The sequence below is a fragment of the Nocardioides sp. NPDC004968 genome, from assembly GCF_040608935.1.
Taxonomy (GTDB): domain Bacteria; phylum Actinomycetota; class Actinomycetes; order Propionibacteriales; family Nocardioidaceae; genus Nocardioides.
Map to the genome: position 1 here is coordinate 1 of NZ_JBEXJF010000008.1, position 15,108 is coordinate 15,108.

Sequence of the window (15,108 nt, forward strand, 5' to 3'; positions counted from 1 at the left end):
CTCTGCTCCAGCGACCATCGCCGAATCCATGACCCTAAGTACGGGTATGAGCGACTTCCGAATGGGCGGATCCGGTTCACCCGGCGCACCTGAGCGAGCTGCTCTGGCACGACCGCTCACCCGTGCGTCCTTGTGAAGGATTCACAAGGTGTCATCGTCTTGTAAAGGCACGAGGAGGCCTTCGCTCTCCAGGGGCCACCAGCCCGCGAGGAACAGCTAGCACCCAAACGGCCCGGCAACTACCTACCGATTCATCTGGATGATCGCGTCGAGAACTCGGCGTACGACCGGACTGACAGACCCCCGCGCCCAGATCGCATGGAGCTCGACGGGGCGCTCGGGGTCCTTGTCGAGACGGGTATCGCCGCCGCCGTGCTCGATGGGACGGAAGACAACACCTTCGACGTGGAGCGAGCTGGCCGAGACCGGGACGAAGCCGACGCCTCGCTCGGCGGAGACCAGGAGCATGGCGGTGAGGACCTGGTGCACGCGCTGCTCGATGCGGGGGTGGGCGTTGGCCAGGAAGCGTACGGAGAGCTCGTGGAAGTAGCGGGACTGCTGCGGGTGGTAGCCGATGACGGGTTGGCCCTCGAAGTCCTGCGGCGTCAGCGGTCGGTCGAGCTCGGCCAGCGGGTGGCCCTGCGGGAGTACGGCCATCAGCGGTTCGCGGGAGATGACTCTCGAGGAGAGCAGCTCGGTGTCGAAGGGCGGACGGGCCAGACCGATGTCGATCTCGCCGTGGCGGATGCCGTCGACCTGGGCCAGGGTGACTCTCTCGGAGAGCCGCACCTCGACATCCGGGAGCTCGACGGTGAGGCGGCGCAGCAGGGGTCCCAGGATCGAGATCGCGGAGACCGCGGTGAAGCCGAGCCGGACCACGCCGGCGGCGCCCGCGTCGACCCGGCGGGCCAGGTCACCGGCGCTCTCGACCAGGTTGAGCATCCGGTAGGCCTCGTCGAGGAAGGCTGCTCCGGCACCGGTGAGAGCGACTCGGCGATTGTCCCGCTCGAGCAGCTGCGCGCCGACGGCCTTCTCCAGCTTCTGGATCTGTCGCGACAGCGGGGGCTGCGTCATCCGCAGCCGTTCGGCAGCCCGGCCGAAGTGAAGCTCCTCGGCGACCGCCACGAAAGAGCGCACCTGGTCGAGCGTGATCATCTGGCCAGAGTAGACCACGATGCACCAAGTGGAACACTCTATGCCGAAACGGGCTTGGACCGGTATCGCTAAGACTCTTAGTGTCGGTGGTCACACGACGTCGGGCCATCCCCTGCCACAACCAGCCCGACCACCAGGACCTAGGAGAGCAACGATGCGAACCACAACCCACCTTCTCGCCGCGACCACCGGCATTGCGGCCCTGGCCCTCTCCGCCTGCGGTGTCGAGAACACCACCGGAGGCAGCGGGGACGGTGAGGAGTATCCCGCCGGCAACGTCGAGATGTACGTCGGTGCCTCGGCCGGCGGTTCCAGCGACCTGATCAGCCGGGCCGTCTCCAAGGGCCTCTCCGACGAGCTCGGCGCCTCCTTCCCGGTGATCAACCAGGAGGGCGCCAACGGTGCGCTCGCCGCCAACAAGGTCGCCAAGGCCAAGCCCGACGGCCAGACCATCGCCATCCAGAACGCGTCGCTCTTCGCCATCACGCCGCTGGCGGTCAGCGAGGACGAGGTCACCGACCTCGGCGACTTCGACGTCGTCCAGGGCGTCTCGCGTGACGACTACGTCATGGTCACCGGCCCGAAGAGCGGCTTCAAGACGCTCGACGACATCAAGGCCGCGAACGCGAAGGTCACCTACGGCACCACCGGCGTCGGCACGGGCGCGCAGCTCTCCTGCGGCCTGACGTACGGTTCGGCCGGCGTCGACGCCGAGGCCGTTCCGTTCGACGGCGGCGCCCCGGCGCTGACCGCGGTGCTCGGCAACCAGGTCGACACCGCCTGCCTCCAGGTCGGCGAGGCGATCGAGAACATCGAGTCCGGCAAGCTGACCCCGCTGAGCGTCTTCGGTCCCGAGCGGGTCGACTACCTGCCGGACGTCCCGACCGCCAAGGAGCAGGGCCTCGACGTCGAGGTCGCGCAGTACCGCTTCATGACCGTCCCCAAGGGCACCCCGGACGACGTCAAGGACACCATCGCCGAGGCGATGCAGGCGACGTTCAAGACCGAGGAGTACCAGGCCTTCAACAAGCAGAACAGCCTCACCCCGATGGAGATCTCCGGCGACGAGGTGGTGACCCAGCTCGAGGAGGACAAGAAGCGGTACGCCGACCTGGTCGAGCAGTACGGTCTCAACCTCGGCGCGAGCTGACTCCCGCCCAACACGACGAAGGCATGACGATGAGCGACGGACGTACCCCCTCTCCTGACCAGGACATCCTGGCCGAGATCCAGGCCGAGGTGGCCCATGAGCTGGAGGAGGAACGACCTCCGGCCGGCGGACCGGTCTACCAGGTGGTGGGTGCGCTCGTCGCTCTCGTCGTCGGCATCGGCGGCGCGGTCCTCTCCTACGGCTACGGCCTGGGTTCGCTGCGCCAGCCCGGGCCCGGGATGTGGCCGTTCGTGGTCAGCATCGCCATCACCCTGATGGCCGTGGCGCTGCTCGTCGTCGGCCGCCGACTGACCGACAGCGAGAAGTTCACCCGCTCCAGCATCCTTCCCGCGGTCGGCCTGGTCACCTTCATCGTGCTGGCCCTGCTGATGCCCGTGATCGGCTTCGAGATCCCCTCCCTGCTGCTGTGCGTCGTCTGGCTGAGATTCCTCGGCGGCGAGTCCTGGCGCAGCACGATCATCACCTCGGTCGCCACGGTCGCCGCGTTCTACTTCCTGTTCCTCTACGGGCTGCGCATCCCGCTGCCCCACCTGTTCTGAGCGGAGCCCCCAGTGGACGTCAACGCATTCCTCGACGGCTTCGGGCTCGTCACCGAACCGCAGAACCTGCTCTACTGCCTGATCGGCGTGCTCATCGGCATGCTGATCGGCGTACTCCCCGGCCTCGGGCCGGCGGCCACGATCGCCATCCTGCTGCCGATCACCTACAGCATCGACCCGGTCTCCGCGATCATCATGCTGGCGGGCATCTACTACGGCGCCCAGTACGGCGGCACGATCACCTCGGTGCTGCTCCGGCTGCCGGGTGAGGCGTCATCGGTGGTCACCGTCTTCGACGGCTTCGCCCTCGCCAAGCAGGGAAAGGCCGGCACCGCCCTCGGCATCGCCGCGATCGGCTCCTTCGTCGGCGCGACCATCTCGATCCTGGGCCTGACCCTGGTGGCCCCGCTGATCGCCGGCTGGGCGCTCAGCTTCGGCGACCCGGAGTACGCAGCCCTGGCCCTGCTGGGCGTCCTGCTGGTCGCCACCATCGGCAACGGCAACAAGCTCAAGGCCATGATCGCCGCCGCGTTCGGCCTCCTGCTGGCCACGATCGGCCGCGACAGCTTCAGCGGCGCCGAGCGCTTCACCTTCGGCAGCCTGCAGCTGACCGAGGGCATCGACTTCGTCGTCGTCGCGATGGGCCTCTTCGGCGTCGGCGAGATCCTCTACAACCTCGAGGAGCGGCACGGGAAGCCCCACGTGCCCGCCATCGTGGCCAACATCTGGCCCTCCCGCAAGGACCTCAAGCAGTCCTCCGGCGCCATCGGCAGAGGCTCGCTGATCGGCTTCGTCCTGGGCGTGCTGCCCGGTGGTGGCGCGGTGATGGCCTCCCTGGCCGCGTACGCCACGGAGAAGCGGATCTCGAAGCACCCCGAGCGCTTCGGGCGCGGTGCCATCGAGGGCGTCGCGGCTCCCGAGAGCGCCAACAACGCCGCCGCGACCTCCTCGTTCATCCCGCTGCTGACCCTCGGCATCCCGGCCAACGCGTCGATGGCGATGCTCTTCGGTGCCCTGCTCATCCTCGGTATCTCGCCCGGTCCGCAGCTGGTCGAGGAGCGCCCCGACCTGTTCTGGGGCGTCATCAACTCGATGTACATCGGCAACCTGATCCTGCTCGTCCTGAGCATCCCGCTGGTCGGCATCTTCGTCCGCATCCTGCGGGTGCGCCCGGCGATCCTGGCCCCGATCACCGCGCTGATCACGATCCTGGGCGTCTACACGATCAACAACTCCACCTTCGACATCTTCGTGATGATCGTCTTCGGCCTGATCGGCTACCTGATGAAGAAGGTCGGCTTCGAGCCCGGTCCGATGGTGCTCGCCTTCGTCCTGGGCACGATCGTGGAGGACGGCGTACGCCGCTCGATGCTGATCTTCGACGGTGACCCGACCGGGTTCTTCACCCGCCCGATCTCGGGCACCATCCTGGCCGCCTTCGTCCTGGTCGCCCTCTGGCCCGCCGCCAAGGCGATCCTGGGCCGGCGCAAGGCCGCCACCGTCCCCGCGGCCCCGGCCGAGCGCGACGACGCCGACACCCCGACCCGCTGAGAGAGGCACACCATGACCATCCTGATCGGCTACGTACCCACACCGGTAGGTGAGGCGGCTCTCGAGGCCGGCCTGGCCGAGGCGGCGGCCCGCGGCGACGACGTCGTCATCGTCAACAGCCCGCGCCGCGGCGCCACCGTGGACGCCGACCTCGTCGACGAGGCCGCAGCCGCGAAGCTCGTCGCCCGCGCCGCCGAGGCCGGGGTGAGCGCCCGGGTCGACCACACCACGCATGGCGCCGACGTCGTGGAGACGTTCGACAACCTGGTCGCCTCGACCGGTGCTCGGCTGATCGTGATCGGGCTGCGCCGCCGCTCGCCGGTCGGCAAGGCGCTGCTGGGCAGCGACGCCCAGCGCATCCTGCTCGACGCCGGCGTGCCCGTCCTCGCCGTGAAGCCGACCGCATGAGCGAGCGCCAGCGAGCGACAACAAGCCTCAGGCCGCCGCGTCCGTATTCTTCGCTTTGCCCTACGGAGGTGGCGGCATGACCGGCCCCAACGCCAGCCGGATCTCGAAGGTCGTCGTCACCCCGGTCGCGTTCGCGGACCCACCGCTGCTCAACGTGGTCGGCGTCCACCAGCCGTGGGCGCTGCGCGCGATCGTCGAGCTCCACACCGACACCGGCCTGGTCGGCCTCGGCGAGACGTACGCCGACGAGACCCATCTCGCCCGGCTCGACGCCGTCGCCCGGGCGCTCCCGGGCGCCGACCCCTACGACACCCACGGCCTGCGGCGGCTCGTCGTCGACGTACTCGGCAAGGAGACCGGCGGGGCGGGTGCCTCCTTCGGCGGCATGCTCGACGTCTCCTCCGCCGTCGACACCGTCTACTCCCCCTTCGAGGTCGCCTGCCTCGACCTGGTCGCCCGCGAGGCTGGCCGTCCGGTGAGCGACCTGCTCGGCGGCGCGGTCCGCGAACGGGTGCCGTTCAGCGGCTACATGTTCTACAAGTGGGCCGGCCACCCCGGTCAGCCCAACGACGAGTGGGGCGAGGCGCTGAACCCCGAGCAGATCGTCGCGCAGGCGAAACGGCTGGTCGATGGCTGGGGCTTCGGCTCGCTCAAGCTGAAGGGCGGGGTGTTCCATCCCGACGAGGAGTGCGCCGCGATCGAGGCGCTCCGCGACGCCTTCCCCGACCTGCCGCTGCGGCTGGATCCCAACGGCGCTTGGACGCCGGAGACCTCGGTCAAGGTCGCCGAGCGGCTCGCCGGCGTCGTGGAGTATCTCGAGGACCCCACCCCCGGGATCGAGGGGATGGCGCAGGTCTCGGCCCGCACCGACGTACCTCTGGCCACCAACATGTGCGTGATCGCCTTCGAGCACCTCAAGCCGGCGATCGCGGCAGACGCGGTCCAGATCGTGCTCTCCGACCATCACCTGTGGGGCGGGCTGCGGCAGTCGGCGCTGCTGGGCGGCATCACCGACACCTTCGGGCTGGGCCTGTCGATGCACAGCAACTCCCACCTCGGCGTCTCCCTGGCAGCGATGGTCCACCTGGCCGCCGCGACCCCCAACCTGACCTACGCCTGCGACACCCACTACCCGTGGAAGACCCAGGACGTCGTACGCCCCGGAGTGCTCGACTTCAGCGGCGGCGCGATCACGGTGCCGACGGGTCCGGGCCTGGGCGTGGAGCTCGATCGTGACCTGCTCGGTGAGCTGCACGAGCAGTACCTCAGCTGCGGTGTGCGCCGCCGGGAGGACACCGTCTACATGCGTTCGTTCGAGCCGGATTTCACGCCGAACACGTCGCGCTGGTGACCCTATTGGGCAATACCGTCAGGGTATCGCCTGATGCGATAAGTGGCTTGGACACGAATCGCGCATCCTGACAGTCTCCTGTGACCGGGGCCACACGTGGGCCCGGTCACAGTACGACGAGCCAGGAGCAACCACCGGTGACACAGATCGACAGCGGCGAGACCGGGGCAATACTGCCAGTACCGGTCGTCGGCTATGCCTACCCCTGGGACGTGATCGGCGATCCGACGTTCGCCGATCGCGCCCGCAGCCTCGGAGTCACGAAGGTCGCCCTCGCCGCGGCATATCACACCACCCGCGCCGCGACCCCGCTCCACCCCGAGCACCGGATCGTCGAGGCCCGCAGCGCGGCGCTCTACCGCCCGGTGCGCGCCGAGACGTGGGACGGCGCGCGGCTGGTGCCGCCCGCGGCGACCTGGGTCGCTGTGCAGGACTCTGTGGCGGCCGACCCATACGGCGAGGCCGCGAGCATCCTCGCCGAGGCGGGGTTCGAGGTCGCCGCCTGGATCGTGCTGACCCACTCCACGCTCCTCGGTGAGGCCAACCCGGACCTCGCGGTCGTCAACTGCTGGGGCGAGCCCTACCCCTACGCCCTGTGCGCCCGCCACGAGGACGTCCGCCGCTACGCGGAGACCCTGGCCGCGGAGGCCGTGCGCGACACCCCAACCAGCACGGCCATCCTGGAGGCGTGCGGCCAACTCGGCTTCGGCCACGGCGGGCACCACGAGAAGACCGACGGCGCCTACGACGCCACCGCTCAGCAGCTGCTCTCGATCTGCTGCTGCGCGGGCTGCCGCGAGGACTGGGCCGGCCGGGGACTCGACGCCGAGGCCACGGTGGCGGACCTGCGGGCCGCGACAGGTGCCGACGCCGCCGGCGCGACGGTCGACGCTGCGGTCCTGGACACGATCCTCGCCTCCCGGCACGCCGCGGCCGACGAGCTCCGCCACCGGGTGATCGCGGCCGTCCGCGAGGCGGCTCCCGGCGTCGTCGAGATCGCCGTGCACGCCCAGCCCGACCCCTGGGCCACCGGAGCCAGCCCGGGTCTGACCCCGACCACGGCCGAAGACGTCGACCTGGTCGTCTCCTTCTGCTGGCCGACCACCGAGGCCGCGGTGGAGACCGGGCGTCAACTCGTCCAGGCAGTCGACGGGAAGGCAGCGGCCGCTGCGTACGTCACCGTTCTCCCGCCCACCACCGAGGACGCCTTCGGTGGCCATGTGCGGGCGCTGGTCGATGCCGGGATCGACCAGATCCACCTCTACCACCTCGGTCTGGCGGGTGCGGACAGGCAGCACCTGCTCGCCGAGGCGACCAAGGTCCCCACCACCGCCGCGACGAGGACGGAATGACGCCCATGAACACCCGCAACGAGAACCGAACGCTCAAGCGCGCCTGGCGCGCGGTCGACACGGTCTTCGAGGCCTTCTGCATCCTGTGCCTGGTCGCCACGCTGCTCATCGTGCTGTGGCAGGTGTTCAGCCGTGAGCTGCTGAGCAACTCCCCCAGCTGGAGCGAGGAGACCGCCCGCATCCTGCTGGTCTGGATCGGCTTCCTCGGCGCCGCGATCGGCTTCCGCGAGGGCGCCCACATCGCGGTCACCTTCCTGGTGGACAAGTTCCCGGCGACGCTCCAGGCGGTGATCGACCGGTTCGTCCAGGTGCTGCTGCTCGCCTTCGGCCTCTTCCTGGTCGTCCAGGGAAGCCAGTTCGTCATCGACGCCCAGACGGCGACCCTGGCCGGCACCGGGCTCCCGCGCAGCGTCCTCTACCTCATGATGCCGGTCGCCGGCGCCATGATCCTCCTCTACACCGTCCTCCAGGCCTTCGGCATCAGTACCCAGCGGTACGCCGAGCCTGACGATGCAGCCGAGCTCGGCTGAGCCGCCGAAAGTCGAAGGACTCCCCCATGCCCATCGATCCGCTTGCCATCGCCATTCTGCTGGGTGGCTTCGCCGTCCTCGTCCTGCTCCGCGTCCCGGTCGCCCTCGCTCTCGCCCTGGCCGCCATCTTCGAGGCCCTCTACATCGGCCTTCCGCTGACCACCGTCGGCCAGCGGATGGTCGCCGGTCTCGACACCTTCGCCCTGCTGGCCATCCCGTTCTTCATCCTCGGTGGCGAGATCATGGGCACGGGCGGCATCTCCCGCCGTCTGATCGCTCTGGCCGGGCTGCTCGTCGGCTGGGTCCGCGGCGGCCTCGGGATGGTCAACATCGGCGCCAGCACCTTCTTCGGCGCCCTGTCCGGCTCCTCGGTCGCGGACGTCTCCGCGATCGGGTCGGTGACGATCCCGATGATGAAGAAGCGCGGTTACGACACCGACTACGCGGTCGCCGTCACCGTCTCCGGCGCCACCCAGGCGGTCATGATCCCGCCGAGCCACAACCTGATCATCTACTCGATGGCCGCGGGCGGCGTCTCGATCGGCGCCCTGTTCACCGCCGGCGTCATCCCCGGCCTGCTGCTCGGCGCGTCGTTGATGGTGATGGCCTACATCGTGGCGGTCAAGCGCGGCTACCCGAAGGAGGAGCTGGTCCCGCTCAAGGACGTACCGAAGATCGTCGCCGAGGGCCTGCTCAGCCTGCTGATGCCGGTGATCATCCTGGGCGGCATCCTCAGCGGCATCTTCACCGCGACCGAGTCGGCGGCGATCGCCTGCCTGTACGCCTTCATCCTGACCTTCTTCGTCTACCGCGACCTGCCGCTCAAGGCGATGATCCCGATCCTGCAGAGCGCCCTGCGCACGCTCGGCGTGGTGCTGTTCATCATCGCGGCGGCGGGTGCCTTCGGCTACTTCCTGGCGTTCCTGCAGGTGCCGGCGCTGGCCACCGACGCCCTTCTCGGCATCTCCGACAACATCGTCGTGGTCCTGCTGCTGATCAACCTGCTGCTGCTCGTGCTCGGCGCGATCATGGACATGGCCCCGCTCATTGTGATCATGACGCCGATCCTGCTGCCGGTCGCCACGGGGCTCGGCATGGATCCGGTCCAGTTCGGGATCATGCTCGTCTTCAACCTGGCCATCGGCCTGATCACGCCGCCGGTCGGCAACGTCCTCTTCGTCGGCTGTGCCATCGGACGTACGTCCATCGAGAAGGTCATCAAGATGGTCGGCCTCTTCCTCATCCCGATGCTCATCGTCCTGCTGCTGATCACCTACGTCCCGTTCTTCTCGCTCGCCCTCCCCGATGCGCTCGGACAGTAACTCCACCTCTCGAAAGGAACCACCCGTGAACCCCACATCCCCCAAGCCGGTTGCCCGGCGCTCCCTGTTCAAGGCAGGCGCCTTCGGTGCCGCGGCCGTCGCCGGCGGCCTCGCGCTCAGTGCCTGTGGCGGCGGTTCCCTCGCCGGCAGCGGCGGCGGAGGCGGCGGCTCGAAGACCTTCAAGCTGGCCGAGACCCACCCCGACGACTACCCGACCACGCTGGGCGACAAGAAGTTCGCCGAACTGGCCGAGAAGTACAGCGACGGCCGGATCAAGATCCAGGTCTACCCCAACGCTCAGCTCGGCGAGGAGTCCGACGCGATCGAGCAGGTGCAGATGGGCTCGATCGAGATGACCCGGATCAGCTCGGCACCGATGGGCGAGTTCGTGCCCGCGATGGGGCTGTTCAGCCTGCCGTACCTCTTCGACGACGCCGACCACCTGTGGCGCTTCCTGGAGAGCGAGAGCGGCAAGAAGCTGCTCGGCGAGGCCGACGGTGCCGGTTTCAAGGGTCTGGGCTACTTCGACCCCGGCGCCCGCAGCTTCTACACCTCGAAGAAGCCGATCAAGGCGCCGGCGGACGTCAAGGGACTCAAGATCCGGGTCCAGGAGTCGCAGGTGCAGATCGACTTCATCAAGGCTCTCGGCGGCTCCCCCACCCCGATGGACTACGGCGAGGTCTACAGCTCGCTGCAGAGCGGGCTGCTCGACGGTGCCGAGAACAACGAGCCGTCCTACTACTCCGCGTCCCACTACGAGGTGGCGCAGAACTACACCCTCGACCGGCACATGCGCGTCGCCGAGGTGCTCCTGATCAACAAGGACACCTGGGCCGGACTCGACACCAAGGACCAGGAGGCGCTCCAGAAGGCCGCCGACGAGGCGGCCCCGTTCCAGCGCGAGAAGTGGGACGCCCAGGTCGAGGCCGACCTGGAGAAGCTGCGCGGTGAGGGCGTCACGATCAACGAGATCACCGACCTAGCCCCCTGGCGCGAGGCGACCAAGTCCGTCATCGACAAGCACGGCGCGGACCTGGGCGAGTACATCTCCGCCGTCGAGGAGCTGCGCACCGCATGACGCAAGTTGTTCTGATCACTGGGGCCAACGGTGTCGTGGGGCGGCTGATGCGCACCCGCCTGGCCCGTGAGGGCCGGGTGCTTCGGCTCCTCGACATCGTACGTCCCGAGGATCCCGCCGAGGGCGAGGCCGTCGAGGTCATCGAGGCGTCGGTGACCGACGAAGCGGCGATGCGGGCCGCCTCCGAGGGCGTGGAGGCGATCATCCATCTCGGCGGCATCAGCGTCGAGGCCCCGTGGGAGGACATCCTCTCGGCCAACATCGACGGCACCCGCGTGGTCCTGGAAGCCGCCCGGGACGCCGGGGTCCGTCGCGTCGTCCTGGCCTCGAGCAACCACGCGGCCGGCTTCTACGACCTCGACGACGCACCCGCCGAGGGGCTGGCCGCCGACGCCTTCCCGCGGCCGGACACCTACTACGGGGTCAGCAAGGTCGCGATGGAGGCGCTAGGCAGCCTCTTCCACGACCGCTACGGCATCGACGTGACCGCCCTGCGGATCGGCTCGTGCTTCGAGAAGCCCTGGGACCGCCGCTCGCTGTGGACGTGGATGTCGCCCGACGACGGTGCCCGGCTCCTCGAGGCGTGCCTGGCCACTCCCGAGCCCGGCTTCCGGGTGGTGTGGGGCATCTCCCGCAACACCCGGCGCTGGTGGTCGCTGGCCGAGGGTGAGGCGATCGGCTACCACCCGCAGGACGACTCCGAGGTCTACGCCGCCGAGCTGCTCGGCGATGCGATCGACGACGGCCCGCAGGGCCCCGAGGAGCGCCTGGCCGGAGGGAAGTTCTGCTTCACCCCGCTGGGTGAGCACCAGAAGAAATAGGCCCCATGGGGAACGGGTGGTCCGGCTGTCGCCGGGCCACCCGTTCCTCTTTTCAGGGGTCAGTTCAGGGGTCAGGAGGCGGCGGCGCGGATCAGCGTCCCCAGGTTCGCCACGAACGTGGAGGTGTTGATCAGCTGGGGCGGCTCGGCGGGCTGGTAGGGCGGCACTGCGGGCGGGTTGTCGGAGGGATAGGGCGAGGTGTCGAACGTGTCACCGACGTGCTTGCTCATGTAGGCCTTCCCGTCATAGGGGTGCCGGGTGCCCGGACCGCGGAACGGGTTGGTGACCGCCTCGGCCGCAGAGAGCCAGTAGTCCTTCTCGCCGAGGTCGGCGATCACCTCCGCGACCTCGGTCTCCTCGGGCGCCTCGACCTCGTGGGAGGTGTCGCGGAGCAGCTCGAGCAGGCCCAGGTCGTGCAGCGAGAAGAACGGCGGCAGGTCGTACGTCGGCCCGGGGGTCAGCGGTGAGCGCGCGACCAGGTCGGCGACCTCGGCATCGGTGAGCGCGATGAGCCGGTCGTAGTCGGCGCGCAGGCGTGCCTCGGGCACCGACCGGCCACCCGAGTAGTGACTGAGCGTGTCGTGGTGGTCGTAGTCGTAGTAGTAGGCGCCGTTGACGATGTTCGACCCGAACCGGTGCACGAACAGCGCTCGGTTGGTCCCGGGCTCCACGAAGGTCGGGTGCGTCCGGCTCGCGATCAGCGGGTTCTCCGCCCGCTGCTCGGCGGTCAGCCGGCAGCTCGCCAGCCAGTCCAGCGCTGCCGGGACGCCGTCGAGGAACGTACGGTCGCCGGTGAGCTGGAAGTAGGTGAAGAGCTGCTCGACGTTGGTCTGGGTGGTGTGGGTGGTCAGCGCGCGCGGCTCGTAGGAGCGTCCGGCGGCCACCGCGCCGGCCGGGCGGCCGTCGCCGTCCTCGGCGAGGTGCTGGAGGCCCCAGCCGGCCTGGGGCGCGGGCTGCTGCATGCGGCGTACGCACTCCATGGCCCGGCGCACGGGCTCGACGAGGTCCTTGCGCCCCAGGGCGATGACGCACATCAGCAGGAGCTTGATGTTCTCGCCGAGGACGTTGTCGTTGAAGGTGACGTGCTGGGTGTAGTCGCCGTCGACCATCCCCTCGCGGGCGTCCTCGGGGAGCCAGGACGGCAGCTTCTTCGGCCACGGCATCTCGGTGGTGGCCTTCGGGTCGACCGGCCACCGCTGCGGCCAGCCACCGTCGCCGACGCCACCGGCGATCTGGGCGTCGGTGATGAAGGCGATCACCTTGTTGAGCGACCGCCTGAAGCCGCGGTCGCGCGGGTCGAGCAGGTGCAGCCGCAGGATCAGCTGGCCGGCGGTCGAGGTGGCCGCGTCGTCGAAGGTCGAGTTGTCGTAGAGGTGCTGGAACTCCTCCAGGCGCCAGCCGTTGATCCCGATCGACTCGTACCAGCGCCGCAGCGACTTCGCGCCCGCGAAGTCGTGGATGTAGTTCCAGCCGCCCTCGGGGCGCTGCGCACGGGCGAGAGCCCGGCCGGTGCGCCGCGCGGCGTGCAGGAACCGCTTCTCCCCCGTGGCGGCGTACGCATCGAGCAGGGCGTGCCCGACGGTCGGAGTCCCTGGCGGCTGGACCCAGCACATGGTGCGCCGGGCCTCCATCTCGCCCCAGGTCAGCGAGAGGTCGGGGCGGTAGCTCCAGACGTAGGCGCCCTCGTAGGACACCGTCTCGTCCATGTAGGTCGACGCCCGGAGCATCGCGTCACGAACGGAGTCTGAGGTGGACGTGGCGGCTGCGGCGGAGGTGGTGAGGCCGACGGTGGTGACGCCGCTCGCGGCGCCGAGGAGGGGCGCGGCCGTTGCTGCTTGAACGAGCCGGCGCCGGGTCAGTGTCGAGCTCGGTGGGGACTTCTTCGCAGGTGAATTCATCCCTCAATCGTGACGAGGCTCACATCTCTGGAGCCAATACCGATGCAGACTCACGCGATGCCCATGGGGGCAACGTCTTTCACCGCCGCAGACGGCGCCGCGTGCTGCCCAGATGCACCCGCATCGCGGCCCGGGCGGTGTCGGCGTCACCGGCGAGGATCGCGGCCGCGATGTTGTCGTGCTCGCGCTGCACCCGCTCGACATGGAGCGCGTCGCTGGGCGAGTAGGCGTCGCCGAGCCGGGTGCGGGGCAGCATGATCATCATCGGGCCCAGCGAGTCCATCAGGTCGAGGTAGAAGCGGTTTCCGGTCGCCGCCGCGACGGCGCGGTGGAAGGCGAAGTCGGCCTCCACCGCTTCGTCGGGATGCGCGGTGGCCAGCGCGGCGAGCGCCTCCTCGATGGCGCGCGAGCCCTGCTCGTCGAGGTGGGCGGCGGCCAGGGCCGCCGCCTCACACTCCACGCCGAGCCGGAAGTCGACCATGTCGAGCACGTCGTGCTGGGTGCGGATCGCGGAGGACTCCAGCGCGAACGGCGAGGGCTCCGGCACCGCCAGGACGAAGGAGCCGCGCCCCTGGAAGGTCTCGACCAGGCCTTCGGCACGCAGGCGGGTGACCGCCTCGCGCGCCACGGTCCGCGACACCCCGTACGTCGCGACCAGGTCGGACTCCGAGGGCAGCTTCGCCCCCGGAGCGAGGTACCCGGCCAGGATCTGGTCCTTGACCCCCGAGACGACACGGTCGGCGAGCCCGGCACTGACTGTCATACCGAGAACTTAGCCGTCTCCACGGTGAGCTTGCGCATCTGGTCGCTGAGCGTGAAGCCGAGACCCGGGCGGTCCGGCACCCACATCTGGCCGTCGTGGATGTCGATGCGCTCCTCGAAGAGCGGGTTGAGCCACTCGAAGTGCTCGACCCACGGCTCGGTCGGGTAGGCCGCGGCCAGGTGCAGGTGGATCTCCATCGCGTAGTGCGGCGCGAGCGCCAGACCGGCGTGGGCGGCGAGGGTGGCGAACTTCAGGAACGGGGTGATCCCGCCGATGCGCGGCGCGTCGGGCTGCACGATGCCGCGGTAGCCGGCGTCGATGAGCGCCATGTGCTCGGGCACCGAGGTCAGCATCTCGCCGGTCGCGATCGGGGTGTCGAACGTACGCGACAGGTCGGCGTGACCGACCGCGTCCCAGGCGTCGAGCGGCTCCTCGATCCAGATCAGGTCGAACTGCTCGAGCTCACGGCACATCCGGCGGGCACGGGCGCGGTCCCACTGCTGGTTGGCGTCGACCATGAGCGGGGCGTCACCGAGGTGCTCACGCATCGCGGCGACGCGCCGCAGGTCCTCGGCCCAGTCCGGCTGGCCGACCTTGATCTTGATGCCGCCGATGCCGGCCTCGAGCGAGGCGGTGGCCTTCTCCTTGATCTCCTCGACGCTCGCCTGGAGGAAGCCGCCGGAGGTGTTGTAGACACGGCAGGAGTCGCGGTGGGCGCCGAGCAGCTTGGCCAGCGGCAGGGCGGCGCGGCGCGCCTTGAGGTCGTAGAGCGCCACGTCGAGGGCGGCCACGGCCTGGGTCGCCACGCCGCTGCGACCGACCGAGGCGCCTGCCCACATCAGCGACTCGTAGATCTTGGCGATGTCGGAGGGGTCCTGGCCGATGGCGATCTCGGCGATCTCCTTGAGGTGGGCGTACTGCGCCGGGCCACCGGCGCGCTTGGAGTAGCTGAAGCCCATGCCCTCAAAACCCTGCTCGGTGGTCACCTCGACGAAGAGAAGCACGGTCTCGGTGAGCGGCTTCTGCCGCCCGGTGAGCACCTTGGCGTCACTGACCGGGTTCTCGAGCGGGAGGACGACGTGGGAGAGAGTCAGTGACGTGATGCGGTCGGCGGCCATGGCGGGATGCTCCTCGATGGGCTAAGTTGTATGACAAGTTCAGAACTTATC

General features: G+C 69.3%; 14 protein-coding genes. 10 read left to right on the forward strand and 4 right to left on the reverse strand.

All coding sequences use genetic code 11. From position 1 onward, the window contains the following. Positions 1–243: 243 nt before the first annotated feature. Positions 244–1,155, reverse strand: coding sequence for a LysR family transcriptional regulator (locus ABZU72_RS10875; protein WP_141805810.1), 912 nt, complete (start codon positions 1,153–1,155; stop codon positions 244–246). Positions 1,156–1,309: 154 nt separating this feature from the next. On the opposite strand from ABZU72_RS10875, the gene ABZU72_RS10880 reads away from it, so the two are divergent. From ABZU72_RS10880 to ABZU72_RS10925, 10 genes are all read left to right on the forward strand, one after another. Beyond that, a complete protein-coding gene (locus ABZU72_RS10880; protein ID WP_355018869.1) occupies positions 1,310–2,305 on the forward strand; it encodes a tripartite tricarboxylate transporter substrate binding protein in 996 nt (331 codons plus the stop codon). A gap of 29 nt (positions 2,306–2,334) precedes the next feature. Beyond that, positions 2,335–2,865 (forward strand): tripartite tricarboxylate transporter TctB family protein, encoded by a 531-nt coding sequence (locus ABZU72_RS10885; protein WP_355018870.1) that lies wholly within the window; start codon positions 2,335–2,337, stop codon positions 2,863–2,865. 12 nt (positions 2,866–2,877) lie between these two features. Beyond that, entirely contained in the window at positions 2,878–4,416 is a 1,539-nt protein-coding gene (locus ABZU72_RS10890; RefSeq protein WP_355018871.1) for a tripartite tricarboxylate transporter permease, read from the forward strand. Between the two features lie 12 nt (positions 4,417–4,428). Then, positions 4,429–4,824, forward strand: a complete 396-nt coding sequence (locus ABZU72_RS10895; RefSeq protein ID WP_355018872.1) for a universal stress protein — start codon at positions 4,429–4,431, stop codon at positions 4,822–4,824. A gap of 76 nt (positions 4,825–4,900) precedes the next feature. Then, a complete protein-coding gene (locus tag ABZU72_RS10900; RefSeq protein WP_355018873.1) occupies positions 4,901–6,175 on the forward strand; it encodes a glucarate dehydratase family protein in 1,275 nt (424 codons plus the stop codon). Between the two features lie 137 nt (positions 6,176–6,312). Then, entirely contained in the window at positions 6,313–7,527 is a 1,215-nt protein-coding gene (locus ABZU72_RS10905; RefSeq protein ID WP_355018874.1) for a hypothetical protein, read from the forward strand. Beyond that, positions 7,524–8,057 carry a TRAP transporter small permease gene (locus tag ABZU72_RS10910; RefSeq protein WP_355018875.1) on the forward strand — a complete coding sequence of 178 codons (534 nt, stop codon included), beginning with the start codon at positions 7,524–7,526 and terminating at the stop codon, positions 8,055–8,057. Before ABZU72_RS10905 ends, ABZU72_RS10910 begins: the two co-directional genes overlap by 4 nt. 26 nt (positions 8,058–8,083) lie before the next feature. Further along, entirely contained in the window at positions 8,084–9,379 is a 1,296-nt protein-coding gene (locus tag ABZU72_RS10915) for a TRAP transporter large permease (RefSeq protein WP_160028024.1), read from the forward strand. Between the two features lie 25 nt (positions 9,380–9,404). After that, the gene (locus ABZU72_RS10920; RefSeq protein WP_355018876.1) at positions 9,405–10,457 is read left to right on the forward strand and encodes a TRAP transporter substrate-binding protein; all 1,053 of its coding nucleotides are present in this window, start codon (positions 9,405–9,407) and stop codon (positions 10,455–10,457) included. After that, positions 10,454–11,278: an NAD(P)-dependent oxidoreductase gene (locus tag ABZU72_RS10925; protein WP_355018877.1), complete on the forward strand. Its 825-nt coding sequence runs from the start codon at positions 10,454–10,456 to the stop codon at positions 11,276–11,278. The genes ABZU72_RS10920 and ABZU72_RS10925 overlap by 4 nt, the downstream gene beginning before the upstream one ends. A 71-nt stretch (positions 11,279–11,349) precedes the next feature. On the opposite strand, the gene ABZU72_RS10930 is transcribed toward ABZU72_RS10925, so the two are convergent. The 3 genes from ABZU72_RS10930 to ABZU72_RS10940 all read right to left on the reverse strand — a co-directional run bounded on the left by ABZU72_RS10930 (position 11,350) and on the right by ABZU72_RS10940 (position 15,057). Continuing rightward, positions 11,350–13,176 (reverse strand): pectate lyase, encoded by a 1,827-nt coding sequence (locus ABZU72_RS10930; protein WP_355018878.1) that lies wholly within the window; start codon positions 13,174–13,176, stop codon positions 11,350–11,352. Positions 13,177–13,255: 79 nt separating this feature from the next. Beyond that, positions 13,256–13,939, reverse strand: a complete 684-nt coding sequence (locus tag ABZU72_RS10935) for a FadR/GntR family transcriptional regulator (RefSeq protein WP_355018879.1) — start codon at positions 13,937–13,939, stop codon at positions 13,256–13,258. Next, the gene (locus tag ABZU72_RS10940) at positions 13,936–15,057 is read right to left on the reverse strand and encodes a mandelate racemase/muconate lactonizing enzyme family protein (RefSeq protein ID WP_355018880.1); all 1,122 of its coding nucleotides are present in this window, start codon (positions 15,055–15,057) and stop codon (positions 13,936–13,938) included. The genes ABZU72_RS10935 and ABZU72_RS10940 overlap by 4 nt, the downstream gene beginning before the upstream one ends. Positions 15,058–15,108 lie beyond the last annotated feature (51 nt).